Origin of the sequence: Vibrio sp. MM46, from assembly GCF_027587135.1 — a bacterium.
Taxonomy (GTDB): Bacteria; Pseudomonadota; Gammaproteobacteria; order Enterobacterales; family Vibrionaceae; genus Vibrio; species Vibrio harveyi.
Genome location: NZ_JAPPTO010000011.1, coordinates 40,349 through 63,506, shown reverse-complemented (window position 1 = coordinate 63,506; position 23,158 = coordinate 40,349). Strand labels below are relative to the sequence as shown.

The 23,158-nt window shown below is 45.5% G+C and carries 22 protein-coding genes; 10 read left to right on the top strand and 12 right to left on the bottom strand.

The features are described 5' to 3' along the window. Positions 1-3: 3 nt before the first annotated feature. The 6 genes from OH459_RS13935 to OH459_RS13910 form a co-directional block, all read right to left on the bottom strand. Positions 4-633, bottom strand: coding sequence for an energy transducer TonB (locus OH459_RS13935; protein ID WP_005430078.1), 630 nt, complete (start codon positions 631-633; stop codon positions 4-6). A gap of 4 nt (positions 634-637) precedes the next feature. Beyond that, a complete protein-coding gene (locus OH459_RS13930) occupies positions 638-1,045 on the bottom strand; it encodes an ExbD/TolR family protein (protein ID WP_005430119.1) in 408 nt (135 codons plus the stop codon). Between the two features lie 25 nt (positions 1,046-1,070). Then, on the bottom strand, positions 1,071-1,598 hold the full coding sequence (locus OH459_RS13925) for a MotA/TolQ/ExbB proton channel family protein (protein ID WP_005448458.1): 528 nt from the start codon (positions 1,596-1,598) through the stop codon (positions 1,071-1,073). A 9-nt stretch (positions 1,599-1,607) separates the two neighbouring features. After that, positions 1,608-2,969, bottom strand: a complete 1,362-nt coding sequence (locus tag OH459_RS13920) for a MotA/TolQ/ExbB proton channel family protein (RefSeq protein ID WP_269987232.1) — start codon at positions 2,967-2,969, stop codon at positions 1,608-1,610. A gap of 3 nt (positions 2,970-2,972) precedes the next feature. Beyond that, positions 2,973-3,737 (bottom strand): DUF3450 domain-containing protein, encoded by a 765-nt coding sequence (locus OH459_RS13915; RefSeq protein ID WP_005448454.1) that lies wholly within the window; start codon positions 3,735-3,737, stop codon positions 2,973-2,975. Positions 3,738-3,806: 69 nt separating this feature from the next. Next, complete coding sequence (locus tag OH459_RS13910; protein ID WP_005448453.1) at positions 3,807-6,290, bottom strand: TonB-dependent receptor; 2,484 nt, start codon at positions 6,288-6,290, stop codon at positions 3,807-3,809. An 821-nt stretch (positions 6,291-7,111) separates the two neighbouring features. Between OH459_RS13910 and OH459_RS13905 the strand changes: the two genes are divergently transcribed. From OH459_RS13905 to OH459_RS13870, 8 genes are all read left to right on the top strand, one after another. After that, the gene (locus OH459_RS13905; RefSeq protein WP_005434432.1) at positions 7,112-8,137 is read left to right on the top strand and encodes an ABC transporter permease subunit; all 1,026 of its coding nucleotides are present in this window, start codon (positions 7,112-7,114) and stop codon (positions 8,135-8,137) included. Between the two features lies 1 nt (position 8,138). Then, a complete protein-coding gene (locus tag OH459_RS13900) occupies positions 8,139-9,182 on the top strand; it encodes an ABC transporter permease (protein ID WP_017817186.1) in 1,044 nt (347 codons plus the stop codon). A gap of 38 nt (positions 9,183-9,220) precedes the next feature. Beyond that, entirely contained in the window at positions 9,221-11,047 is a 1,827-nt protein-coding gene (locus OH459_RS13895; protein WP_269987227.1) for an extracellular solute-binding protein, read from the top strand. Between the two features lie 9 nt (positions 11,048-11,056). Continuing rightward, a complete protein-coding gene (locus tag OH459_RS13890) occupies positions 11,057-11,914 on the top strand; it encodes an ABC transporter ATP-binding protein (protein ID WP_005449382.1) in 858 nt (285 codons plus the stop codon). 36 nt (positions 11,915-11,950) lie between these two features. Then, a complete protein-coding gene (locus OH459_RS13885; RefSeq protein WP_017817188.1) occupies positions 11,951-12,790 on the top strand; it encodes an ABC transporter ATP-binding protein in 840 nt (279 codons plus the stop codon). Between the two features lie 161 nt (positions 12,791-12,951). Beyond that, entirely contained in the window at positions 12,952-13,377 is a 426-nt protein-coding gene (locus tag OH459_RS13880; protein ID WP_005449378.1) for a phosphate-starvation-inducible protein PsiE, read from the top strand. A gap of 174 nt (positions 13,378-13,551) precedes the next feature. Further along, positions 13,552-13,923: a hypothetical protein gene (locus tag OH459_RS13875; protein ID WP_005449376.1), complete on the top strand. Its 372-nt coding sequence runs from the start codon at positions 13,552-13,554 to the stop codon at positions 13,921-13,923. A 198-nt stretch (positions 13,924-14,121) separates the two neighbouring features. Beyond that, positions 14,122-15,075: a DMT family transporter gene (locus OH459_RS13870; RefSeq protein ID WP_269987221.1), complete on the top strand. Its 954-nt coding sequence runs from the start codon at positions 14,122-14,124 to the stop codon at positions 15,073-15,075. 54 nt (positions 15,076-15,129) lie between these two features. Here OH459_RS13870 and OH459_RS13865 read toward each other — a convergent pair whose 3' ends face one another. The 3 genes from OH459_RS13865 to OH459_RS13855 form a co-directional block, all read right to left on the bottom strand. Further along, on the bottom strand, positions 15,130-15,606 hold the full coding sequence (locus OH459_RS13865; RefSeq protein WP_269987219.1) for a hypothetical protein: 477 nt from the start codon (positions 15,604-15,606) through the stop codon (positions 15,130-15,132). A gap of 186 nt (positions 15,607-15,792) precedes the next feature. Then, positions 15,793-17,211 (bottom strand): winged helix-turn-helix domain-containing protein, encoded by a 1,419-nt coding sequence (locus OH459_RS13860; protein ID WP_269987217.1) that lies wholly within the window; start codon positions 17,209-17,211, stop codon positions 15,793-15,795. A 126-nt stretch (positions 17,212-17,337) separates the two neighbouring features. Then, entirely contained in the window at positions 17,338-18,204 is an 867-nt protein-coding gene (locus OH459_RS13855) for a YicC/YloC family endoribonuclease (protein WP_009698958.1), read from the bottom strand. 174 nt (positions 18,205-18,378) lie between these two features. Here OH459_RS13855 and rph point away from each other — a divergent pair, with 174 nt between their 5' ends. Next, entirely contained in the window at positions 18,379-19,095 is a 717-nt protein-coding gene (rph, locus tag OH459_RS13850) for a ribonuclease PH (RefSeq protein ID WP_005430192.1), read from the top strand. A 224-nt stretch (positions 19,096-19,319) separates the two neighbouring features. Next, the gene (pyrE, locus tag OH459_RS13845; RefSeq protein WP_005379384.1) at positions 19,320-19,961 is read left to right on the top strand and encodes an orotate phosphoribosyltransferase; all 642 of its coding nucleotides are present in this window, start codon (positions 19,320-19,322) and stop codon (positions 19,959-19,961) included. A gap of 181 nt (positions 19,962-20,142) precedes the next feature. On the opposite strand, the gene OH459_RS13840 is transcribed toward pyrE, so the two are convergent. The 3 genes from OH459_RS13840 to coaBC form a co-directional block, all read right to left on the bottom strand. After that, positions 20,143-21,093 (bottom strand): Kdo(2)-lipid IV(A) acyltransferase, encoded by a 951-nt coding sequence (locus OH459_RS13840; RefSeq protein ID WP_009701742.1) that lies wholly within the window; start codon positions 21,091-21,093, stop codon positions 20,143-20,145. A 5-nt stretch (positions 21,094-21,098) separates the two neighbouring features. Then, positions 21,099-21,689 (bottom strand): nucleoid occlusion factor SlmA, encoded by a 591-nt coding sequence (gene slmA, locus OH459_RS13835; RefSeq protein ID WP_005449362.1) that lies wholly within the window; start codon positions 21,687-21,689, stop codon positions 21,099-21,101. Between the two features lie 159 nt (positions 21,690-21,848). Further along, the gene (coaBC, locus tag OH459_RS13830; RefSeq protein ID WP_009701743.1) at positions 21,849-23,048 is read right to left on the bottom strand and encodes a bifunctional phosphopantothenoylcysteine decarboxylase/phosphopantothenate--cysteine ligase CoaBC; all 1,200 of its coding nucleotides are present in this window, start codon (positions 23,046-23,048) and stop codon (positions 21,849-21,851) included. Between the last annotated feature and the right edge of the window lie 110 nt (positions 23,049-23,158).

The following is a 23,158-nucleotide window of genomic DNA, read 5'->3' as shown; positions in this document are numbered from 1 at the left end:
TCCCTAGTTGGTGGTGAACTCAATTTCTTGAGCCATGCGCGAGGCCACCGGTTGTCCATCAACCATCTTAGGTTTGAAAGTCCATTTCGATACGGTCTTTCTTGCTGCTTTACCTAAACCAAGTCGACGAGGTGTCTCTTTTACTACCTTGATGTCTTCAACCGCGCCGCGAGCGTTAACGGTGAATTCAATCAATACCACGCCTTTCTCTAGACCTGACTTCGCCGCTTTACGAGGCATTTGAGGTTGGAAAGTCGCCAATGGTACTGGACCACCCGATCCCGCAACTGAACCACCGCCCTGAGAGTAGTGACCAAGTACTGAGCCACCCGTAACATTAACTGGTAGATCAAGTTTCGGCATGTCCATCGGGATTTGATCCATCACCGGTTTGACCGTTGACGTCACCTTCATTTCAGGTGGCGGTGGCGGACGCTTCGGCGGTGGTGGTTTTGGTAGTTCGCGCTTTTTCTCCTGTATTTTTTCGTCCGGTTTAATGCGAATGAATTCAACCATACGTAGATCATCATTCGACACTAGCTCGTGGCGCTCTTTGTTTACTAGCTTGTCCATCCCCCAGAACAATCCGAGGGAGACAATGAGCGCCAGTGCAATTGAGGCCAGATACCGCATAGGCTTAATCCTTATTGGTTGCGGCAATGGAGATGCTTTCTACACCTGCCATCTTAATCTGGTCCATAACCTTCACGACTACACCAGCGTTAGCTTCAGTATCCGCTTGGATAACAACTGCACCATCTGGGCTTTCTGCACGTAGACGTTCGATGTTTGCACGTACGGCGTCTACTTCGATGCGACGTTTATCAACCCAAACGTCACCAGCGGCACCAATGGCAACCATGATGTTGCCTTTCTTCACGGTTTGCGCTGAGCTAGCCGTTGGGCGATTTACTTCTAGACCGGCTTCTTTAACGAACGATGTTGTTACGATAAAGAAGATCAACATGATGAAGACGATGTCGAGCATCGGTGTCATATCGATAGCAGCTTCATCACTGCTGTCATTGCTATAGCGTCTCTTCATGACCTATACCTCTAATTCCGTTTACTCAGGCAATGTGCTTTAGCTTGTCTTCAAGCTTCTGCGTGGTGACTTTGGCTAAATGATCAAGACGAGTACTAAAGAACAGTCCTGATAGTGAAGCCACCATTCCCGCTAATGTTGGGATTGTTGCCTTTGAGATCCCCGAGGCCATTGCTCGAGGGCTTCCTGTACCTGTAACCGCTAAGATATCGAATACTTGAATCATGCCGACAACGGTGCCGAGTAGACCAAGTAGGGGACAAAGCGCAATCAGTACTTTAACGATTGGTAGTCCCTTTTTATTCTCAATATCCTGACGAGAAACGATTTCTTGTCGGATCATCTTAGCGTTCCAGCTTTTATGTTCTGAGCGCTCTTCCCAAAAGCCAACGGCTTTTTTCATTGCTTTTGGAGCGACGGCAGCGAAGTAAAACCAACGTTCTAGCAATACTGCCCACAACATGAAGCTGAGGATAAAGATGGCGACGAGTACATCACCACCCATTCCCAAGAAGCGTCTGATTGATTCAAGTTCTCCAACTAACCACCACATAACGCCTCCTTAGCTTTCGGCTTTATGCAGTTTTTCCTGATAGCGAGCGATGAAGCCTGCACTCTGTTCTTCAAGAGTTTGAACCAAACGACGACCTTTACTGTGTACGATGGTGTACAGGAACAGTAGAGGAATTGCGACAACCAGACCAAGCATCGTAGTAACAAGTGCTTCTGAGATACCGCCAGCCATTAGCTTAGGATCACCTGTACCAAATAGTGTGATTGCTTGGAACGTACCGATCATACCCATAACCGTACCCAGTAGACCTAGAAGTGGTGCTACAGAAGCGAACAGTTTGATTGAGCTGATAAAGCGTTCAATGCTCGGTGCGTTACGTAGGATGATTTCGTCCAGTTTCGCTTCAAGATCTTCAAGGTTGTCACCTTTGTGTTCTTGGTAAGCTTGGATAACTTCACCCAGAGGGTTGCCAGGAATAACAGTGTCTGATTTCGCTTGCTTACGCATTTTGCCACCGATAACGAGTAGGCGTAGGTAACAAACGAGTGCGATCAGTGCACCAATTGCACCCATAGCTAGGATTACGTAACCAACGATACCACCTTGGTCAATACGCTCCTGAACGGTAGGGCTTTGTACTAGTAGAGATAGAATCACACCACGAGATGGGTCGATAAATAGTGGTTCGTATGTGCCTTCTGCTGCTTCAAAACCGCCAACTAGGCGAGTGATGTTCTTGCTCGGTTGACGTGATAGCTCTTCGAACTTACCAGTTTGAGGTACGTAAGTTACGTATTTGCCATCTGCGATTGCGTTAAACTCACCCACTAGGGTTACGTCACGTACCGCTTCTTTACCTTCGCCGTATACAACGGTCGCTTGAGCTGTTGTTGTATCACCTGATGCGACTACTTGTTGTAGGATTGTGTGCCAAAACGCTTCAAGTTCTTGCGTAGATGGCAGTTCTTTACTTTCCGCTAGTTTAGAAAGTAGTACGTCACGCTCAGGGAAAAGAACGGCGTTTTGCGAAGCTGCAAATAGACCTTTAAATTCACCCGCATATTGGCGAACCACACCAAACATCTCACCTAAAGTACCTGAACGAACGCGAAGTGTTTCAGTTAGCTCAGTTAGCTGCTTGTCGTTTTCATCAAATGTTGCTTTTAGCTCATCACCAAGTGCTTGTTGGGCAGCTAGCTCGTCACGAGCTTGTTGTAGCAATACAGCTTGCTTGTCGCGGTTGTTTTTGAACTCAGCCTCACGAGCTTTGTTCTCTTTTGATTCAACAATACTTTCTGATTTTACGTTTTTCAGTAGCTCAGATAGGTTTTTAGGTGCTTCAGCTTGCGCACCAGAAATCATGAATAAGCTCGCTAGCAAACCAGCGGCTAGAGTTTTGAATCCTTTCATTTCTTATTCCTCCCCAGCAAATACAGGCAGTTTGATCAGCGCTGGTGGCGCTTGTTTCTTAGCGATACGAAGGCCTTGCTGTACAGCGATACGGTAGTTTTCAGGTAGTGATTCCCATTGACGGGTTTGTTGATTCCACATGCCTGTTTCACCGCCATCCGGAGATTGGAATAGAAGCGCAGTACGACCAATACGTAGGAAGTCGTAAGTCACGGTTTCACCGTTGCGCTCTAGGCTAGCTTTGTAAGATTCAATGGAGCGAGAGAAGCCTTCTTCGATTTGATACGCTTCCATCACTTTACGGAATTTTTCTGAAGTCGTTACGTCTGCACGATCCATTAGGTCACGCAGCTCAGTAACACGTTTGGTGCGCTCTTCTTTTTGAAATGGAAGATCAAGAGTAACGAACTCATCTAGGGCATCGATCATTTTAAGCGTTAGAGGTACAACTTCTGTCGCTGTTTGGTCGATTTGAGCAATCTGGTTGTTTAATGAATCCAACTCGCCTTGTTGCGATTGAACCATACGATTGATTTGCTCGTTGTAGACTTTCATGCTGTCGATTTGGCGAAGCAAGCCTTTGTATTCAGCTAGCATGCTTTCCGCGCTTTCAGCATATCCGTCGATTTTTTGTTGAGAAACTTGTGCAGAGGTGTTGGTTTTTGCTTGAGTAGAAATTACCGAACCTGAATCTGCCGCTATAGAACCAGCACTTACAGACAGCAGTGCAGCGGTAATAGCACTCACGCCAAATCTCTTTAACGTCATAGTAGCATCCTTGTCAGTGTATAAAGTCAGTCGATAAGGGCGCGGGAAAGCCCCGCGCCAAAAAGGTTTTTAGAAGCCGTATTCAAGTTGTAGGTAGTAGAAACGGCCTGTGTTGTCGTGGAATGCGAAGTGGTAGCCTTCTGCTTCATTGTAGAATGGCGCCAATTCGTCAGTTACGTTACGGATACCAACAGCAATCGTTGCATTTTCGATACCTGTGTACGCAAGCTGTGTATCCCAAGTTGTTAGAGCGTCAACTTCAGAGTGCTCTGCAGTCTCGTAACGAGTGTCGTAAGAGTGCGTGTAGTTCACGATGTTTGTGAATGCGAAGTCTTCGTAGCCGTAACCAAGCGTTGCTTTACCTTTGAAGCGAGGACCACCGAAGTAAGTACCAATGTAATCTTCTAGGTTGCCGTCTGAGTCACTTTGCTTGTACTCAATGTTGTAAGTACCAGCTAGTTTCACTAGGAAGTCACCGTAGCTATCAGTTGATAGGTCGTACTTCACTTCACTATCGATACCGCTTACTTGTTGCTTAGCAACGTTCACGTACTCATCTAGGATGTAGTCGATATCACCGTTCGCTTTACGAACAACATTAGGGCTGTTTTCGTCGATAAGCTTCTGTGCACCTAGTGTGTCGATCTTGTCATCGTTCACAATGTAGAAGTAATCAACTTTTACAGATAGGTCTTCAAGCGGCTCGATTACAGTACCGATGTTGAATGACTGTGCTGTTTCCGCATCTAGGTCTTTGTTACCTTGGCTAACAACGCGGTATTGACCACGAGTGTCAGTTTGCGGGTCGTAAAGTGTTTGGTAGCTTGTAGATGCACCCGCGTTAACTTCTGGTAGAGTCGGTGCTTTGAAGCCGTGGCTGTATGATGCACGGAATAGCACTTCATCCATTGGTTGGTAGCGAACTGCCACTTTCGGGCTGAATGCTGAACCAAAGTCGCTGTAGTGCTCTGCACGACCAGCAAGTTGTACTTCCACTTCTTCGATAACCGGTGCAACAAGTTCTACGTAACCTGCAAATACAGTACGGTCACCATCAGAGCTTGTGCCACCACTACCAACGATTTGGTTTGCTTCAACACTTGCATCTGGCGTATCAGAACCTGCTTCGTAACGGAATTCACCACCAACAGCAACGTATGCGTCACCGCCTGATAGCTCGAATACTGGGAAAGAAGCACCAGCGTTGATGAAGCCAAGTTTAGATTCACCCTTACGTTTTGTTTCAACGCGAGCACCGTCTAGTGATGATGATGGGTTGTTCGTAACGAATGGGTTGTAAGCACCGCTGTCGATCGCCGCTTGGTAGCCTGCGATTGTTAGGTAATTCTTACCTACGTTTTCGGTTTCTGTGTAGTGGTAACCAGCATCAGCTGTCCAGTCTACGTCAGTATCAAACCAGTTTGCGTAACCTTCTGCACCTGCCACAACGCGGATAGAATCTGTTGTGATTTCGTTGATACGGTTACCAGCTTCAAGAATACGGTGACGCATAGTGACGTCTTCACCGTACGTGTTGTTCGGGTTGTCTTTCGAGATAGTCACGTTTTGGAAGTCTGGCGTCGGTGCCGAGATAGTTGTTGACTCAACTCGGTTTAAACTTAGCTCCGCAAACAGGTTGGTATCTTCGTTTAGTTGGTGGTTAAGGCTAGTTAGGAAGTTGTAACGATCACTTTCTGGGATCATTGCAATTTCTTCGTTGTAGTTGTAGTTACATTCTGCGCTACCACCAGTACATAGTGATTCCCATGTACCATCTTCTTTGTAAACACGACCTGGTGTACCTGCAGAGCTACGCCAGTCATAACCACCTTGAGAAGAGTGGTCAGCAGTTTTCGTGTTTGGACGATCTTTCATCATGATGTTGCCTTTTTGGACAACGTTTAGAGACGCCATGATGTTTGTTGCGTCATTGAATGTTTTACCGCCAGTTAGCGTAACATCTAGGTCTTCACCATCGCTGTAAGATGTTTGACCACCGTTTAGGCGAACATCAAAGCCTTCGTAGTCACGCTTAAGGATTACGTTTACTACACCACCGATAGCATCTGAACCGTAGATTGCTGATGCGCCATCTTTAAGAACGTCGATACGCTCAACAGCTGAAAGTGGGATTGAGTTTAGGTCAACGAAAGTGTCGTTTAGGTTTTGTGCAAACGCGTAGTTTGCTACACGGCGACCGTTAAGTAGAACTAGAGTACGGCTCGCACCAAGACCACGAAGAGAAACACCAGAAGTACCTGCAGCAAAACTGTTAGTAAATGAGCTGCCGTAGCTGCCTGCACCATTCTGTGTTAGTCCACGTAGAACATCATCTACGCTTACAGCACCCATCTTAGCGATGTCATCTGCTGTATATACGTCTACTGGGTTTGGACCTTCCATGTCCGTAGTGGAGATACGTGAACCTGTTACCTTCATCTTCTGAAGTTGTTCAACTTGCTGCTCTTCTGCCTGTGCTGCTAGAGGTGCCACTGCTGCGGTTCCCAGTGCAAGGCTGATCGCAACAGATAAAGCGGTTGTGTTTTTATACATCCTTGTTGCTCCGATTATTATTATTTCCTATGTCTGGCCATATAACGACCAATTGTGACGTTAATATTTCGTTAACGTTCGGAACATGTATACCTGAGATGAAAAAAGGAAGTCAAACCAGTGGTAAACAGAGATAAAGAAATGTAAAAAAGATGTAAAAAACCAAAAGTGACCTAAATCACAGAATAATTTACTGCATGACGTTTATAAATCGAGATCAAATCTTAATAAAACACCGTATTTTGTGTTTCTTGTAAACACTAATGACTTATATCGCCTATGGATTTTAAGTGGGCGATTAGCACTGAAAATGGATGTATATCTAGAGAATAATTCTGTTCTATGCTTTTTACGGAATGGTAGGTATGTTAACTCGCTCGCACTGGATGGTATCAGAATATGATACCCACCGTTATCAAAGGGCTCACTCGTATTTTTGGGTCAAATATCGCTTAGGTGGTTTTGTCTATTTATTCTGGATATCTGCATGTTTATATAGGCTTTTGGCTCTAAAGTGCCTAGATTGATATTCTGTATGAATTGTTTTTGTGGTTTTTTATAATTATTTACAAAAACATTTCTGTTTTTCGACATCGGAAGAAGTTTGTCATGTTTTGGATTCAAACACTTGAAGCTTGCTCGGATTCAAGATAAATATGACGCTGAAATTATTGCAGTAGTGGAAAAAACTGACTTTTGAAACTCAGGGAGTGTGTTTCAACAGCTTTAGTTACTACGGGATAGAAATGCACCATTTTGGGCCGGATCTTTCCTCTCCAACCCCGCCTAATAATGGACAGTAGACAAGGAGCAAGTTGTATATGCTGTCGTACTTTTTACGTCGATTGGCGTTGGTGATTCCAACGTTTCTCGGAATTACCATTCTTATCTTTGCTATCACGCGATTCGTACCTGGTGGTCCGGTTGAGCGCATGCTGTCTCAAATGCAAGCGCAAGGCGATGGTGCCGCATCAATGACTTCTGCGGGTGGTAACACCGCTCTTTCCGATGACCAAATCGCGGAGCTTAATGCTTTCTATGGTTTAGATAAGCCAGTTATGGAAGCGTACGTTGAATGGCTGAGCCGCTTAGTGACGCTGGACCTAGGTGAGTCAACACGTTACTACGAGCCAGTATCAGACATGATTGCGGAGCGTCTACCTGTCTCCTTATTCTATGGTGGGATGACCTTCTTTATCAGTTACTTTATCTCTATCCCACTTGGTTACTATAAAGCGTTGAAGCACGGTTCCGTGTTTGACTCCGCGTCTTCTATTCTTATTTTCGTTGGTTACGCCTTGCCTGGGTATGTGGTAGGTGTCCTCCTTATTACCTTGTTCAGTTATCACCTAGAGTGGTTCCCGATGGGAGGCTTCGTTGGTGATGATTTTGATGACTATGAGACCTTTTTTGAGCGAGCGAAAGACATTATGTGGCACGCGGTGCTGCCTTTGATCTGTTATCTCATCGGTGATTTTGCAACGTTGACGATGACGATGAAGAACAACCTAATGGAAAACCTATCATCTGATTACATTCGTACTGCCATTGCGAAAGGTTTGCCATTTAAGAAAGCGGTACGTAAGCACGCACTACGCAATAGCTTAATTCCTATCGCCTCTCACTTCGGTAACTCTCTGTTGTTCTTTATGACAGGTGCATTCCTTATTGAAGTAATTTTCAACATTGATGGCATCGGTCTGCTTGGTTATGAGTCCATCATGGAGCGCGATTATCCTGTAGTAATGGGCATCGTAGCTATCAACGCGGTATTACTGCTGATCGGTAATATCATTTCAGATATCTGTGTTGCTTTAGTCGACCCACGTGTGAAGTTTGGAGCGTAATATGATTAAAGTTAGCCCGTTAACTCAAAAGAAAATCCGCCACTTTAAAGAAATCAAACGTGGTTACTGGTCATTTGTGATCTTATCGACCATGTTGATCCTTTCTCTATTTGCTGAGTTGTTGATCAACAGTAAAGCGCTTGTCGTCAAATACGACGGTAGCTTTTACTTCCCTGTGGTGAGTGATGTGCGTTTAGGCAGCGAGTTTGGTCAAGCGTCTTCCAGTGAAGCGGATTACCGCGAGCTGCAAAAAGTCTTCGAAGCGGAAGATGGTGATAACTTCGTTATTCTGCCGATTGTACCGTGGAACCCGTACGAGCAAGATTTTAGCGGTGACTTCCCGCCAACGGCTCCAGATGCTGAGAGTAAACACTACCTTGGTACGGACGTGATTGGCCGAGACATCTTAGCTCGCTTGGTTTACGGCTTTCGAACGGCGATGGGGTTTGCCTTGCTGACAATGGCAATCTCGTATGCGATTGGTACTGCTGTTGGCTGTGCGATGGGCTTTTGGGGCGGTAAGTTTGACCTGTTTGTTCAACGTTTGATCGAAGTGTGGTCTATGGTGCCGTTTTTGTACGTCATCATGATTTTAGTTTCGATAGTTCAGCCCACATTCACCTTATTCGTTGCCATCAACGTACTCTTTGGATGGATGGGGATGACGTGGTACATGCGTACCATGACTTATAAAGAATCAGCTCGTGAATACGTGATGGCTGCGCGCGCACTTGGTGCATCCACTGGACGTATTCTATTCAACCACATCTTGCCAAATACCATGGTTATGATTGTGACTCTTGCACCATTTACTATCGCTGCAAACATCACGGCACTGACGGCACTGGATTACCTAGGTCTTGGTTTGATGCCTCCAACGCCAAGTTGGGGTGAGTTGTTGCAACAAGGTAAGTCGAACCTAGACTCGCCATGGATCGTTGCATCAGTAGTGAGCTCGATTGTTCTGGTACTGGTTATGGTGACCTTTATCGGTGAAGCGATTCGAGCAGCATTCGACCCGAAAAAATTCACACGCTATGTTTAAGCATGCATTGTGAGCAAAACATAAAAAAGGGAAGTTTTATGAAAAAAATAATTTTAGCGTCCACGCTAAGCGCCCTAAGTTTTGGTGCGATGTCAGCGACGCTTCCGACTGACTTAAACTGGCAAACGAACTGGGATGAGCCGCAATATGGCTCTCCTGAAGCAAAGCGTGGTGGGACTTATCGCACTTATATGTCGAGCTTTCCCCAGACTCTACGCAGTGTTGGCCCTGATGCTAACTCTGGCTTACGCTCTTTCATCTTGGATGAAACGCCAGGGTTGGTGGTTCGCCACCCAGATACGCTTGAATTCATCCCAGAGCTAGCCAATGAGTGGGCATTAGCGGGTGACAATAAAACGGTTTATTTCAAACTGAACCCACAAGCTAAATGGTCGGATGGCAAGCCAGTCACGGCAGACGATTTTGTTTTTATGCTTAAGTTTTACCGCTCGAAAGACATTTTAGAGCCTTGGTACAACGACTATTACAACAAAACGGTAGCTGATGTTATCAAATTTGACGATCACACCTTCGCCGTGAAGGCTGCGAAAGAGCTCAACCCAGAAGAGTTGTTGTTGAGAATGGGGGCGCTACGTCCTCGTCCTGCTCATTTCTATGCGAATCCGAAGAAAGACGCGAACGGTGACGGCATTCATGATGATTTTGTGCGCTACTACAACTTTAAAAGTGAACCAACGACCAGTGCTTATTACTTAGCGGATATCAAAAAAGGTAAAAGCGTTACCTTTAAGCATGTAGGAGAGGACTGGTGGGGTTACACCAACAAGTACTACGAGAATCGCTATAACGTCGACAAAATTCGTATCACGGTTATCCGCGATAGTGATATTGCGATGAAGCACTTTGAAAAAGGTAAGTTGGACGCATTTGCGTTGGTTTTGCCAAGTCTATGGCATGATAAATCCAATACTGCCCCTTACCAAAAGGGTTACATTGAGAAGTTCTGGGGTTACAACCAATATCCCGTTGGTGCAGGTGGCGTGTGGATAAACACTGCTATGCCTCTACTTGATGATTTAAACATTCGCAAAGGGATCACTTACGCGACAGATTTCGACGGCATGATTGAGAATGTTATGCGCGGAGACTACAGCCGTAAACCCAACCCAACAGGCTTTGGGCATGGTAAGTACACTTTACCAGGTGTGAAAGCGCCCAAGTTTGAACCAGAAAAAGCGGCGGCAGCGTTTGAAGCTGCAGGCTTCGATAAGATTGGTTCCGATGGTATTCGCGTGAATGATAAAGGTCAGCGTTTGAGCTTTGAATTGACGTACTCCTCTCCAGTTCATACACCGCGTATTGCTTTCTTACGTGAACAGGCAAAATTGGCAGGGTTGGACATTGAGCTGAAGCTGATTGATGGTTCATCGATGTTTAAGTATGTACGTGAGAAAAAACACGAACTTGCTTTCTTTGATATGGGTACTTCGGAAATCCCAACTTACTGGGAATACTTCCATTCCGTGAACGCCAACAAACCGCAAACGAACTCATTCACTAACTACAGCACGCCAGAGTTAGATGAAAAGATCATTGCGTATCGCTTTAACATGGACATGGACAAGAAGATCCAACTAGGTCATGAGATTCAGCGAGACATTATTGATGCGCACGTGATTGTTTCTGGCTACATGGTTCCTTACGTTCGTTATGGACACTGGCGTTGGTTGAAATTGCCAGAGAAACCAATGAATCGAATGACAGAAGCGTTGTTTAGTGGCGGAATTATTGGTGATGGCACGTATTGGATCGACAAAGACGTGAAGAAAGAAACCCAGAAAGCGATGAAGTCGGGTAAAACCTTTGAACCTGTTGTTGTCGTTGATGACACGTATAAGCTGTAAGGATGTGTTATGGAAAACGATGTAATCCTGAGTGTTAAAGACCTTGAGGTTGAGTTCACTACTGATGATGGTCCGGTAAAAGTGCTGCATGGTGTGAATTTTGATGTTCGCGCTGGTCGTACGCTGGGCCTAGTAGGTGAATCCGGTAGTGGTAAGAGCGTTACCTCCATGTCTATCATGGGACTGTTGCCAAAACCTTATGGCAATATCGTCAATGGTGAGATTGATTACCGTGGTACTAATTTAGTTACCTTACCAGCAGAAGAGATGTATGCCATGCGTGGTGACCGCATCTCAATCATCTTTCAAGATCCAATGACAGCGTTGAATCCAGTTCATTCAATCGGTCGTCAGCTTTGTGAAGTGCTAGAGCTGCATCGACCTGAACTTGGTAAGAAAGAGCGTGAAGCTTACGCGATAGAAATGTTGGCGAAAGTGAAAATTCCGATGCCGGAAAAACGCTTGAATGAGTACCCGCATAATCTATCGGGTGGTATGCGTCAGCGTGTGATGATTGCGATGGCGTTGGCGTGTAAACCAGACATTCTTATCTGTGATGAGCCAACTACGGCATTGGATGTAACGGTACAGGCGTCTATTCTTGAACTAATGAATGAACTTCAAGAAGAAACGGGTATGGCGATGATCTTCATTACTCATGACCTTGGTGTTGTTGCGGAAGTGTGCGATGACGTGGCAGTCATGTATGGCGGTCGTATTGTCGAAAAAGCTGAAATTTTCGAACTGTTTGACAACCCGCAACACCCTTACACAGAGCGATTGATGGGCTTGATGCCAAGTTTAGATAATGAACCTAAGCAGATGATCGACATTAAACCGATTGATGCCAGTATGTTTGCTAGCTAACTGGTGCAAAGTGAACAAGTCATAAAAGAGGATGTTATGGCAAAAGAAGTATTAAGAATTGAAAATCTTAAGCAGCACTTTGTATCTGGTAAAGGACTGTTTAAGAAGGGATATACCATTAAAGCTGTTGATGGTGTGTCGTTATCAGTAGGTCAGGGCGAGACCCTAGGGCTCGTCGGTGAGTCTGGTTGTGGAAAAAGCACACTAGGTCGTACGATCCTAAAGCTGTACGAACCGACAGAAGGTAAGATTTTCTTTGAAGGTAAAGACATTACCAAGTTTTCCGTCAAAGAAATGCGTTCGTTACGTAAGGACATGCAGATTGTCTTTCAGGACCCAATGGAGTCACTCAATCAACGTCATACGATTGGTATGATTCTCGAAGAGCCGTATGTGATTCATAAGATTGGTACATCTGCAGAGCGAAAACAGTGGGTGAAGGAGTTGCTTGTAAAAGTCGGTTTACCTGAAACCGCTGTAAACCGTTATCCACACGAATTTTCTGGCGGTCAACGTCAGCGTATCGGTATTGCTCGTGCCATTGCGCTAAAACCTAAATTGCTCATCTGTGATGAGTCGGTCTCTGCATTGGATGTGTCTGTTCAGGCGCAGATCTTGAACTTGTTACTGCAACTTCAGCAAGAAATGAACCTTGCAATCATCTTTATCTCTCATGATTTGTCTGTGGTGAAACATGTGTCTGATAAAGTGGCGGTGATGTATTTTGGTAAAGTAGTGGAAGCAGGTAACGCGAAGGAAATCTACGCAAATCCTCAAAATGATTACACCAAGAAACTCTTGTCCGCGATTCCGATTACACACCCGAAATACCGCAAGAAAAAGCGTTTAGCAGAAAAAAAGCAGCAAGTGGCGTAACGCCATCCGCTGAGTAAAATCATCATCGAAAAACGCTCCACTTGGTTGGAGCGTTTTTATTATGTGTGTTTTTTCTCGCTGAGAGAGGGCGCTCTTCAGCTTCTTGAAAAGAGCGTGCTACACTGCAAACTTATTCCTTTGATTTGTTTGGATAGTTGGCTATGCCGTCGCATTTACCTAAATCATTCAGTCGTCCATTTCTGAAAATCTTTCATGTGCTTGAAGCCGTGCTTCTGGTCGCCATTACTTTGGCAACTGTGTGGGCGATGGTGGAAGAGTTTATTCACATTTATGTACAAAAGCGTGTATCGCTCGATGACATCTTATTGATGTTTATCTATTTGGAAGTGCTCGCCATGGTCGGGCAGTTTGTGATGAATGGTAAGATACCAGTTCGTTACCCAATTTATATTGCCATGATGGCCATTGCTCGCTACATCACGCTTGGTATGAAAGAGCTCGATTCCGTGATGATAGTATGGCTCTCTTTAGCTGCGTTTATTCTGGCTGCGGCAACCTTGGTTATTCGAGTTGGTCACCATTATTGGCCGTATATAGATAATCAAACCGCCGAAAAAGACGAATGATGTTAAGCCTCGCTCAGTGCGAGGCTTTATTTTTGCGTGAAGGGAAATTACATCCAAATGGCTTGGGGGGTAAAAAAGTGTAAAGTCATCTCAAGCCATCTTGTTTCTTGCTCTATTGATGAGTATCTTCACACTAACCTTTTCTTTTTTCTGCCTGTTTGATGAGATATTGTGATGCTAGCGAAAAGCACATCGACAATTTACTTTCTGCTGAGTGTCTTGATTGCTTTTGCGCTTTCAAGCGGTATCGCTCGTGCAGAAATACCATCAACGGCGAATCACATGGCGATGGCTGATTCTCTGCATATTAGCTACTGTGATTTGACCTTTGGCTCGGTAGAAAAGAACGAGTCAGGTTGCTGTGAACCGGGCGGAACATGCTTTGAAAAGCAGTGTTGTTCTCATGGTCACGCATCGGGGACGGCTGTTGTTGAAACTCAGCCAAGATCTTATGAAGCACCTTACAGAGATGAACTGGCGATAAGCAAAATCGCGCTCTATACCAGTGCAGACATGCACTCTCACTATCGTCCTCCGATAGCTTAATTCCTATCTCGCAGCATTTCGCTGCCAACAATTTTACTGCACGTAATGCCGTGCGAATTTGTTACGCGTGTAAATAGCTCTCTATTTGCACCATCCTGTGATGGGAATGAAAAATGAAAACCAATCTAATTGCTCGTACTGAGCACCTTGCTGCGTGCCTACCAAACCTTGTTATTAACCGACAAGCGGGAGGTCGCCATGACGCATAAGCATCTACCAATTATCTTGTTTGTGTCTGTATGCTTGATTTGGGGCACCACTTGGTTTGCGATGGAAGTGGCAGTGCAAACTATTCCGCCTATCTTTGCGACCGGACTGCGATTTCTGATTGCCGCGCCGCTATTAATCATGTTGGCGAAGCACCTTAAACAACCTCTGTTCTTCCCGAAAGGCAAAGTGTTCTGGATGTTCGTCGTTGCGATTTTCTATTTCGCGATTCCGTTTACCTTGATGATTTTTGGTGAACAATACATTTCATCGGGTCTTGCTTCGATCATCTTCGCCAACATGCCGATTGCGGTGATGGTGACATCGAGCTTGTTCCTTGGGCTTAGGTTACGTAAATCTCAAATTGCTGGTCTTTTAGTCGCGGTGTTGAGCTTAGTTTTGATTCTAGCGAAAGAGATGAGTTTGGGTGGAGAGGATTACCTGCTGGGGTTTCTCGCTTTAGGTGGGGCGGTCGCGATTCATTCGGTGATGTACGTGTTTGTTGAAAAGTTCTGTAAAGGTATACCAGTGCTGACTTACAACGCCTTTCCAAGCTTTATTGCCTCTGCGTTGCTCTTTATTACCTCACTGATTGTCGAACAGCCGGATCTTTCTCAGTTCTCGATGGATTCGATTACCGCTGTGATTTATCTCGGTATGTTTGCCAGCGTTGGTGGCATTGTGGCGTACTTTAAGCTTGGACAAGTGTCGACGCCGTTTACCGCCTCTATCTGTTTTCTGTTTTTCCCGTTGATTGCGCTTAGCCTTTCAACATGGATTGCGGGTAACAGTTTGTCGTTGGTTTCTGTCGCTCTACTGCTGCCATTATTGGGCGGTATTTTTGTGACTAAAGCTGAGCCTACTTTCTGGCAGCGTTTTCGCCTCAAGTCTGCAGAGCAAAAGCCTGTGCTATGTGAACATTGTATGAAGAACATCAACGCTTAACACCGACTAAACACCATGAAAAAGCCCCATTTGATTGGGGCTTTTGACGTAATGCTATTTACCTTGCTCGTTACGCAGATACATGATGGCAACCATGCTAAAGCCAATAAATTGCCATAGATATTGCCCATCACTTGCTCCCGTAATGGTTTGGGTGAAAGCCATACAACCCGTTACGAACAGAGATGCAAAAGCCGCATAGAGTAGCCACGGACGTTCTTTACCAGCCATAAACTCGCCTGCCAGCACCGAGCGAATCACCAATAAAAACGGTAAGCACTGCAAAGCAATGAGAATCGGGAACATAAAGTCAAACGTTGGGCTCAGCAGTGCATGACCGACTTGGCTCTTATCCCACGTTCCAACGATATAACCTTTCCAGCCAGCCCAAGTATCACCTGCATAGGCGGTATCAGGCGTGATGATGCCAAGTAGCACACCCATCACTTTATCGATAAAGCCATTTTTGAACCAAAAGACGAACAGAAAGATCTGGATTGAAATGATCTGAAAAGCAAACTTCTTCAACATGTGTGTATCCCAAGAAATGAATGATTTGGTTTACAAGTATGTGGAAGGTGCGTTTTTTACGCTTGATGCAAGGCAAGCGAGTTGAACTCCAAACAAAAATCAAACATCCAGAATATCCATCAGCATTGGGGAGGCTGACTTAACAATAGGCGAGAGCAGCGATTTTTCGTTCTGGCTTATTTGAGGCTATTCTGCTGTTTGGAATAGGTTTGCTTTTTGTGAAGATTCAATAAGATCAAACAGTTGGCCGTTATGCTCTTTTTTCATCTCAGTATAGCGTTGGTAATTGTATTGCGAGCCTTTCGGGTTATCTGCGAGTTTGTCAGCCACGCTGAGTAAGTAAAAACTGATTGGGCTTGGCGTGCTTTCTGCTGCATAAAACAAGTAGGGGAAGGCTTGATTAGGGTGCTGGTTGATAAGCAAAGCGAGCCCCAAAGTGAGGTTGGCAATATCACAGCGTGGGTTCAGTTCGAACGCCTGCTTAGCTGAGTGAAGTGCCTGTTCTCGGTCTTCTTGTTTGTGCTCGCGTAAGTAAGCTAAAGATTCAGAGTAAGACAACAAAGCGCTGACCAAATAGCTGTCTCGCCCTTGTTGTTGAATCGCATTAAGCTGCTGAGCAATATCCGAAAAATCAGGACCACCTTTACCTTGATAGAAAAGAGAAATCCCTTCAGAGATCACTTTCCAATCGTCATAGTTACTGATGGAAGTCACGCGATGGCTAGTCACTTCGTAATCGGGGCTCATTGGTGCAATGATGGCTTTGATTTCTAAAATCACATCACCGATAGCATCGAAGAAGTTATCTTGGTTAAACGTCTTCTCTACCTTTTGGCTCTGGTTGGGTTGATGGTTGTTTTGCACCAAGACGCTAAGCACATAATTGCCTTCTACTTTCTTAATCCAGCTTTTGAGCTCAACACCGTGGTTGGCAAGAGACTGCTTACTTTGTTGGGATAACTGAGAATAGTGATAACCGGATAGGTTTTTGGCTGAATTTAGCCCATAGAAGAGATAGTTATATACGCTTTCTGCCATTTCAAAGTTGCTGGTGGAGTCAAGCGTAATATCATGAATATAAACGGGCACTACGTCGCTTTGTTGTGCGGTGATCACCGTGGTGTCATCAATGGTGTCACCATTTTGCACTGCCCAAGCCGCAATAATTCCAACAGCCAGGATTGTCGCTACAGCTAAAACTAAGCGCTTGTTTTTAGGCTTGGCGGTACGGGTAAGAGGAGTGGATTTTTCAGGGATTGGAGTGTGCTTTATGCTTGGCTCAGTCACTTTGACATCAAATAAGTAACCTTGCTTAGGAATGGTCTGAATGATGCGATACGGACGCGTTTTGTCCTGAAGCTGGCTGCGCAGTAGACTAATCACTTGTCTTACCAAGTTGTCGGAAACCAGCGTCCTTTGCCAGACATCGGCGGCTATTTGCTGGGTACTCAGTACTTTCCCACGGTTCTCGATAAAGTAGCTCAGCAGTTTTGCTTGCAATGGTTCTAAATGAATCTCCTCACTATCAATCATCAACTGATTTTTATCAGGATAGAAAGAAATAGGGGAGTCATGTTGCAGGATGAAGCAATGCGAGCGAGTCATAGCGATTCAATGGTTTAGAAGTAACCACACAAGACTATTGGTTTTATAAATAGGAAGCAAGTTCAGCATCAGCAAATAAAAAGCCCCGCAGTGCGAGGCTTTTTGATATCTCATCAAGGTCTTTTATTACTCGATGTTCTGGATCTGTTCGCGCATTTGCTCAATCAGAACTTTCAGTTCAACACCTGATGCGGTGATGTCTGTGCTGATAGATTTTGACGCTAGTGTGTTCGATTCACGGTTGAACTCTTGCATCATGAAGTCTAGACGACGACCGACTGCGCCACCTTTTTTCAAGATGTTTGTGGTCTCTTTCACGTGAGAGTCAAGACGGTCTAGCTCTTCTGCTACGTCTGATTTTTGTGCCAGAAGGATAAGTTCTTGTTCAACGCGAGATGGGTCTAGCTCTACTTTTGCATCTTCAAACTTCGAGAATAGACGCTCACGTTGCCACTCAAGAATTTCTGGCATGCGTGCGCGAACTTTTACAACTTCTGCAGTGATTGCTTCTAGGCGTTGCTCGATAAGCGCTTTCATATTGTCGCCTTCACGACCACGCGCGTCGATGAACTCGTTGATTGCTTCGTCAAAAGCAGCAAGCAGTTCTTTGTTTACCTCATCCATGTTTTGCTCTGGTGTTTCCATCACACCTGGCCATTGCATTACTTGGAATGGGTTAATGCGGCTTAGCTCACCAGTCATGTGCATCACTTGCTCAGCGGCTTTGATCACTTGGTTTGCCAGTGCTTCATTGATGCTTAGTTCAGCTTTTGCTGCTGGGTTAGCTTCAAAACGCAGGCTACATTCTACTTTGCCGCGTGCTAGGCGCTTACGAAAACGCTCACGCAGTACTGGCTCAAGAGCACGGAACTGCTCTGGCATACGGAAATAAGTTTCTAGGTAACGTTGGTTTACACTGCGGATTTCCCACACTGCGCTACCCCAATCGCCTTTCACTTCTTTACGCGCGTACGCTGTCATACTGTAAATCATTGAATTTTCCTGTCTTCTAATTTGCTGAAAATTACCCCGCAATAGTAGCACAGCCAAATGGCAGTGGCTTTGCTATTCTGAGTCGAGATTGTCCAGATAGCTTTATTTAATCGATTCCGTTATAATCTGCGCCCAACCAAATCGTCTTCTCCTCATTACTTAAGGTAGATGCCCATGCGTCCAAACGATCGCAAGGCGGACCAAGTTCGCCCAATCAAAATTACTCGTAACTACACAGCTTACGCTGAAGGCTCAGTGTTAGTTGAATTTGGTAACACCAAAGTGTTGTGTAATGCGACCGTTGAAGAATCTGTGCCTCGTTGGCTAAAAGGTCAAGGTAAAGGCTGGGTAACGGCTGAATACGGCATGCTACCTCGTGCAACTCACTCGCGTACTCGTCGTGAAGCGGCAAACGGTAAGCAAGGTGGTCGTACGATGGAAATCCAACGCTTGATCGCACGTAGCCTACGCGCAGTGGTTGATCTACAAGCGATGGGTGAGTTCATGATCACGGTTGACTGTGATGTTATCCAAGCCGACGGCGGCACTCGCACTGCATCTATCAGCGGCGCAAGCGTTGCAATGGCAGACGCGTTTCAACACCTAGTGGATAGCGGCAAGCTAAAAGCAAACCCAATGAAAGGTCACGTAGCGGCAGTTTCAGTTGGTTTGCTAGGCGATGATGTTCTGTGTGACCTTGAGTACGTTGAAGATTCAGCGGCAGACACAGACATGAACGTTGTGATGACAGAAGAAGGCAAGATGATTGAAATTCAGGGCACCGCAGAAGGTGAACCGTTCAGTCATGAGCAACTGATGGCTCTGTTAGAGTCGGCGAAAGTCGGCATTACGGAAATTGTCGCAGCGCAGAAGGCGGCGTTAGCCAATTGATTTAGATAGCTCCCATTATGGGGGCTATTTTTTTATCTCCGTCGTATATGAATCTACAGCGTTGTTCGCTTCATTTTTCTACCCTAATCACATAGAAAACTATGCTCATAGGGATAGAAAAACTTGCTGCCTAGCTGTAAATCCATCTACTTAGGAGATAACGCATTAGTGTTTATTAACTGCTTGGGAATATGGATACCAAGCCTGCATTTAGAGAGAAAATAATGAAAGCATACCAGCGTGAATTTATTGAGTTTGCACTTGAGAAAGAAGTTCTTAAGTTTGGTGAGTTTACTTTGAAATCTGGCCGTAAAAGCCCGTACTTCTTTAACGCTGGTCTTTTCAATACTGGTCGTGACCTAGCGCGTCTTGGTCGTTTTTATGCCGCAGCGCTTGCGGATTCAGGCATTGAGTTTGATGTGCTGTTTGGTCCAGCGTACAAAGGTATTCCAATCGCGACGACAACAGCAGTAGCGCTAGCGGATCACCACGATATCGACACGCCTTACTGCTTCAACCGTAAAGAAGCGAAAGACCACGGCGAAGGCGGTAACCTTGTAGGCTCTGCGCTTGAAGGTCGTATTATGCTAGTGGATGACGTAATCACAGCAGGTACTGCGATTCGTGAATCGATGGAAATCATTCAAGCAAATGGCGCAGACCTTGCTGGTGTGTTGGTTGCGATTGACCGCCAAGAAAAAGGCAAAGGTGAGTTGTCTGCGATTCAAGAAGTAGAGCGTGACTTTGGTTGTGCAATCATCTCAATCGTTAGCCTGACTGACCTTGTGACTTTCCTTGAAGAGAAAGGTACAGACAAAGAGCATCTAGAAGCAGTCAAAGCGTACCGCGCAGAATACGGCATTTAATTCTGAATTTGGAAAGCGAGATTTCCTATCGCGTTTGCTCCTCACTGTAGGAAATGACGTTAATGAGATTGTTCATCGTCATTTTCAAGAGGAAGAACGATGAATTGGGAGTCTGGTATTACCAGAAAGAAAAAGGGGCTGGTGGTTATCCATCAGCCCCTTTTTAATCTGTCGATGTCGCCTATTTGTAGCGAATGCCCTTCGGCGTGCTTTCGTCAGGCATTGTTTTATAGCGTTTGTGTAGCCACATCCATTGCTCTGGTGCGCGCAGAATCACTTCTTCTACAAAGGTGTTCATATAAGCCGCTGCTGCGACTTCATCCTTTTTCGGATAGTCGGCTTCAATACACTTATCAGCAATGATTTCATACTTGCCATCTTTATTGCGGAAACCAGAACCCGGAATAATCGAGCACTTAGATGTATAAGCCAAAATACTAGTGCCAGTTGTGGTGCATGCATCTTCGACCGCAAAGAACGGCACAAATACAGATTTGTTGCGACCGTAATCGTGGTCCGGCAGGTAGAACAAGCGCTCACCGCTGCGTAGAACGCGAATCATCTGTTTAACGTCTTTACGGTCAATCAGTTTGTTGCCGTTATGTGTGCGCCCCCAATACTGGATGAAGTTGTACGCAGGGTTGTCATGTGGACGGAACGCACCGTACCCAGCCACGCCAAGAACCGCAAAAGCGCGCGCCGTGATCTCAAGGTTAAGAGCATGAACACAGCACAGTAGGACACCTTTGCCTTCTGCGGCTTTCTCACGAAGTGCGACGAGGTCTTTCTCAATGATCAGTGTTTTGAAACGCCACGTTGGCCAAAACCAAGTGATGCCCGTTTCAATTAACGCCATACCGGTGTTTTTGAAGTTCTCTTCAACAATATGTTGAATCTCTTCTGCTGGCTTATCTGGAAATGCCAACTCTAGGTTACGCGTTGCAACATGCACACGCTTTTTACCATAGCGCATGCCGATGTGACCGAGCGTACGACCTAACGATAGCAGCATGCGGTATGGAAGAATATTAACTACGATAGCCAAAAAGCCAAAGCCGAGCCAAACGCCCCAGTTGCGAGGGTGGAGAAGGGAAAGAGAAAACTCCGGCTTAGTGAATTTGTCTTTACTCATAATCTCTACTTAATTTGTGCGCTAAGAAGTGCCCAGTACTCGTCAAAGTTTGCCGTTGGTTGGTATTTGAAGTCACTGCGAACAAAGCGGTTCAAGCTACCTTCAACTTGCCCTAGGATCTGAGCGGCTAAAATGCGCTCTTCAACGGGGAAAGATTTACCTTCACGGATCTTACGTTCACGCAGGATTTGACGAAGTTGCGTTTCGATGCGCTCAAACAACTGGTTGATGCGATCGCGTAGGCGCTCATTTTCAAACATTAGAGCATGACCAGAAAGAATGCGTGTCAAACCTGGGTTACGTTCTGAGAATGCCAAGATAAGATGCATAACCAAGCGAATGCGTTCTAGCGTGTCTTTCTCATCATCCAAAATACGGTTGATACGTGTCATGAGTGCTTCTTCAATGAACTCAATCAAGCCTTCAAACATGCGAGCTTTACTTGGGAAGTGACGGTAAAGTGCCGCTTCTGAAACACCGACTTGCTTAGCCAATTTTGCCGTAGTAATGCGTGAAGCGCCTTCTGTAGATTCAAGCATCTGTGCGAGAGCTTGCAAGATTTCTTCACGACGATTGGATTTTTTACTGCCGGCCATTAGTTACTTCCTTTCAAAATACAAAGTTGAGCGGAGGGGATTATAAGACGCTATTTGGCATCAAACTAGACTAGCGAGGGTGTAATGGGAGCTTTAACACCCTCAGTTGTCATGTTTGTACCAAATTTGTGCCAGTTTTCGATGAAAACGAAAGGGTTATTACATTAAATCATGCATCTTTTCTAAGATTTTGAAGCTCAATGCTTCTTTTGATTCCAATGCTAACGCCAGTTCGCCTTGCGACCAGAACAGGGTGATGGCGTTGTCGTTACTGTTAAAGCCTTGACCTTCAACTGATACATCGTTCGCACAAATCATGTCGAGGTTCTTCTTCACCAGTTTGCCACGAGCGTAAGTAGCGACATCGTTGGTTTCGGCTGCGAAGCCAACCGTGAATGGACGTTGCTCAGTCATATTGGCAACGGTCGCTACGATATCAGGGTTTTTCACCATATTGATGGTCATCTGGTCGTTGTTTTCAGTCTTTTTTAACTTTTGAGACGCTACATTTTCTGGGCGGTAATCCGCCACTGCCGCACAGCTAATGAAAGCATCGTGGTTAGGCGCGTGAGTTGTCACAGCAGCATGCATCTCTTGAGCACTCGCAACGTTGATACGCTCAACACCTGCTGGCGTATTCAAGCTGACAGGTCCGCTGATAAGCGTTACTTTGGCTCCCAACTGTGCTGCGGCATTCGCTAATGCAAAGCCCATTTTTCCTGAGCTGTGGTTAGAGATGTATCGCACTGGGTCAATCGCTTCACGAGTCGGACCCGCGGTGATCAATACTGATTTTCCTGCTAACAGTTTTGGTTGGAAGAACTGTTCACACAAACCGACAAGTTGCATTGGCTCTAGCATACGACCAGGACCAATGTCACCACATGCTTGTTCACCTGCCGCAGGTCCCCAGATATGCATACCACGGCGTGCCAGTGTTGCGATATTTTCTTGGGTTGCGACGTTACGGTACATCTGCTGATTCATTGCTGGTGAAACAGCGATAGGAGAATCTGTCGCAAGTACTAACGTGGTGAGCAAATCATTGCCCATGCCTGCCGACATACGTGCAATCAAATCTGCAGTTGCAGGTGCAAGAAGAACCAAATCTGCCCATTTTGCCAGTTCAATGTGACCCATTGATGCTTCTGCCGCAGGGTCTAACAAGCTGTCCGACACCGGACGCCCAGAGACTGCCTGCATGGTTAAGGGAGTAATGAACTCCTTCGCCGCTTTGGTCATCACTACTTGAACTTGTGCGCCTCTTTCTATTAGGCGACGGGTTAGCTCCGCACATTTATACGCGGCAATACCGCCACTGATGCCGAGTAGAATTTTCTTTCCTGCTAGTGTTTGCATGTGAGATCTCCAATTTTTCTGGCGACGAGTTTAGCACAACTGAATCTCTCACCGCCCACGCAAATCTGATCAGAAGCTAATCCATATCAAACTACCGAATATTAATTGCT

Excerpts from the sequence above, each read along its gene's own strand:
- OH459_RS13925 (WP_005448458.1), bottom strand. The coding sequence starts at position 1,598 with ATGTGGTGGTTAGTTGGAGAACTTGAATCAATCAGACGCTTCTTGGGA.
- OH459_RS13890 (WP_005449382.1), top strand. The coding sequence starts at position 11,057 with ATGGAAAACGATGTAATCCTGAGTGTTAAAGACCTTGAGGTTGAGTTC.
- OH459_RS13880 (WP_005449378.1), top strand. The coding sequence starts at position 12,952 with ATGCCGTCGCATTTACCTAAATCATTCAGTCGTCCATTTCTGAAAATC.
- OH459_RS13895 (WP_269987227.1), top strand. The coding sequence starts at position 9,221 with ATGAAAAAAATAATTTTAGCGTCCACGCTAAGCGCCCTAAGTTTTGGT.
- OH459_RS13900 (WP_017817186.1), top strand. The coding sequence starts at position 8,139 with ATGATTAAAGTTAGCCCGTTAACTCAAAAGAAAATCCGCCACTTTAAA.
- OH459_RS13870 (WP_269987221.1), top strand. The coding sequence starts at position 14,122 with ATGACGCATAAGCATCTACCAATTATCTTGTTTGTGTCTGTATGCTTG.
- OH459_RS13840 (WP_009701742.1), bottom strand. The coding sequence starts at position 21,093 with ATGAGTAAAGACAAATTCACTAAGCCGGAGTTTTCTCTTTCCCTTCTC.
- slmA (WP_005449362.1), bottom strand. The coding sequence starts at position 21,689 with ATGGCCGGCAGTAAAAAATCCAATCGTCGTGAAGAAATCTTGCAAGCT.
- OH459_RS13910 (WP_005448453.1), bottom strand. The coding sequence starts at position 6,290 with ATGTATAAAAACACAACCGCTTTATCTGTTGCGATCAGCCTTGCACTG.
- pyrE (WP_005379384.1), top strand. The coding sequence starts at position 19,320 with ATGAAAGCATACCAGCGTGAATTTATTGAGTTTGCACTTGAGAAAGAA.
- OH459_RS13935 (WP_005430078.1), bottom strand. The coding sequence starts at position 633 with ATGCGGTATCTGGCCTCAATTGCACTGGCGCTCATTGTCTCCCTCGGA.
- OH459_RS13915 (WP_005448454.1), bottom strand. The coding sequence starts at position 3,737 with ATGACGTTAAAGAGATTTGGCGTGAGTGCTATTACCGCTGCACTGCTG.
- OH459_RS13865 (WP_269987219.1), bottom strand. The coding sequence starts at position 15,606 with ATGTTGAAGAAGTTTGCTTTTCAGATCATTTCAATCCAGATCTTTCTG.
- coaBC (WP_009701743.1), bottom strand. The coding sequence starts at position 23,048 with ATGCAAACACTAGCAGGAAAGAAAATTCTACTCGGCATCAGTGGCGGT.
- OH459_RS13860 (WP_269987217.1), bottom strand. The coding sequence starts at position 17,211 with ATGACTCGCTCGCATTGCTTCATCCTGCAACATGACTCCCCTATTTCT.
- OH459_RS13920 (WP_269987232.1), bottom strand. The coding sequence starts at position 2,969 with ATGAAAGGATTCAAAACTCTAGCCGCTGGTTTGCTAGCGAGCTTATTC.
- OH459_RS13875 (WP_005449376.1), top strand. The coding sequence starts at position 13,552 with ATGCTAGCGAAAAGCACATCGACAATTTACTTTCTGCTGAGTGTCTTG.
- OH459_RS13885 (WP_017817188.1), top strand. The coding sequence starts at position 11,951 with ATGGCAAAAGAAGTATTAAGAATTGAAAATCTTAAGCAGCACTTTGTA.
- rph (WP_005430192.1), top strand. The coding sequence starts at position 18,379 with ATGCGTCCAAACGATCGCAAGGCGGACCAAGTTCGCCCAATCAAAATT.
- OH459_RS13855 (WP_009698958.1), bottom strand. The coding sequence starts at position 18,204 with ATGATTTACAGTATGACAGCGTACGCGCGTAAAGAAGTGAAAGGCGAT.
- OH459_RS13905 (WP_005434432.1), top strand. The coding sequence starts at position 7,112 with ATGCTGTCGTACTTTTTACGTCGATTGGCGTTGGTGATTCCAACGTTT.
- OH459_RS13930 (WP_005430119.1), bottom strand. The coding sequence starts at position 1,045 with ATGAAGAGACGCTATAGCAATGACAGCAGTGATGAAGCTGCTATCGAT.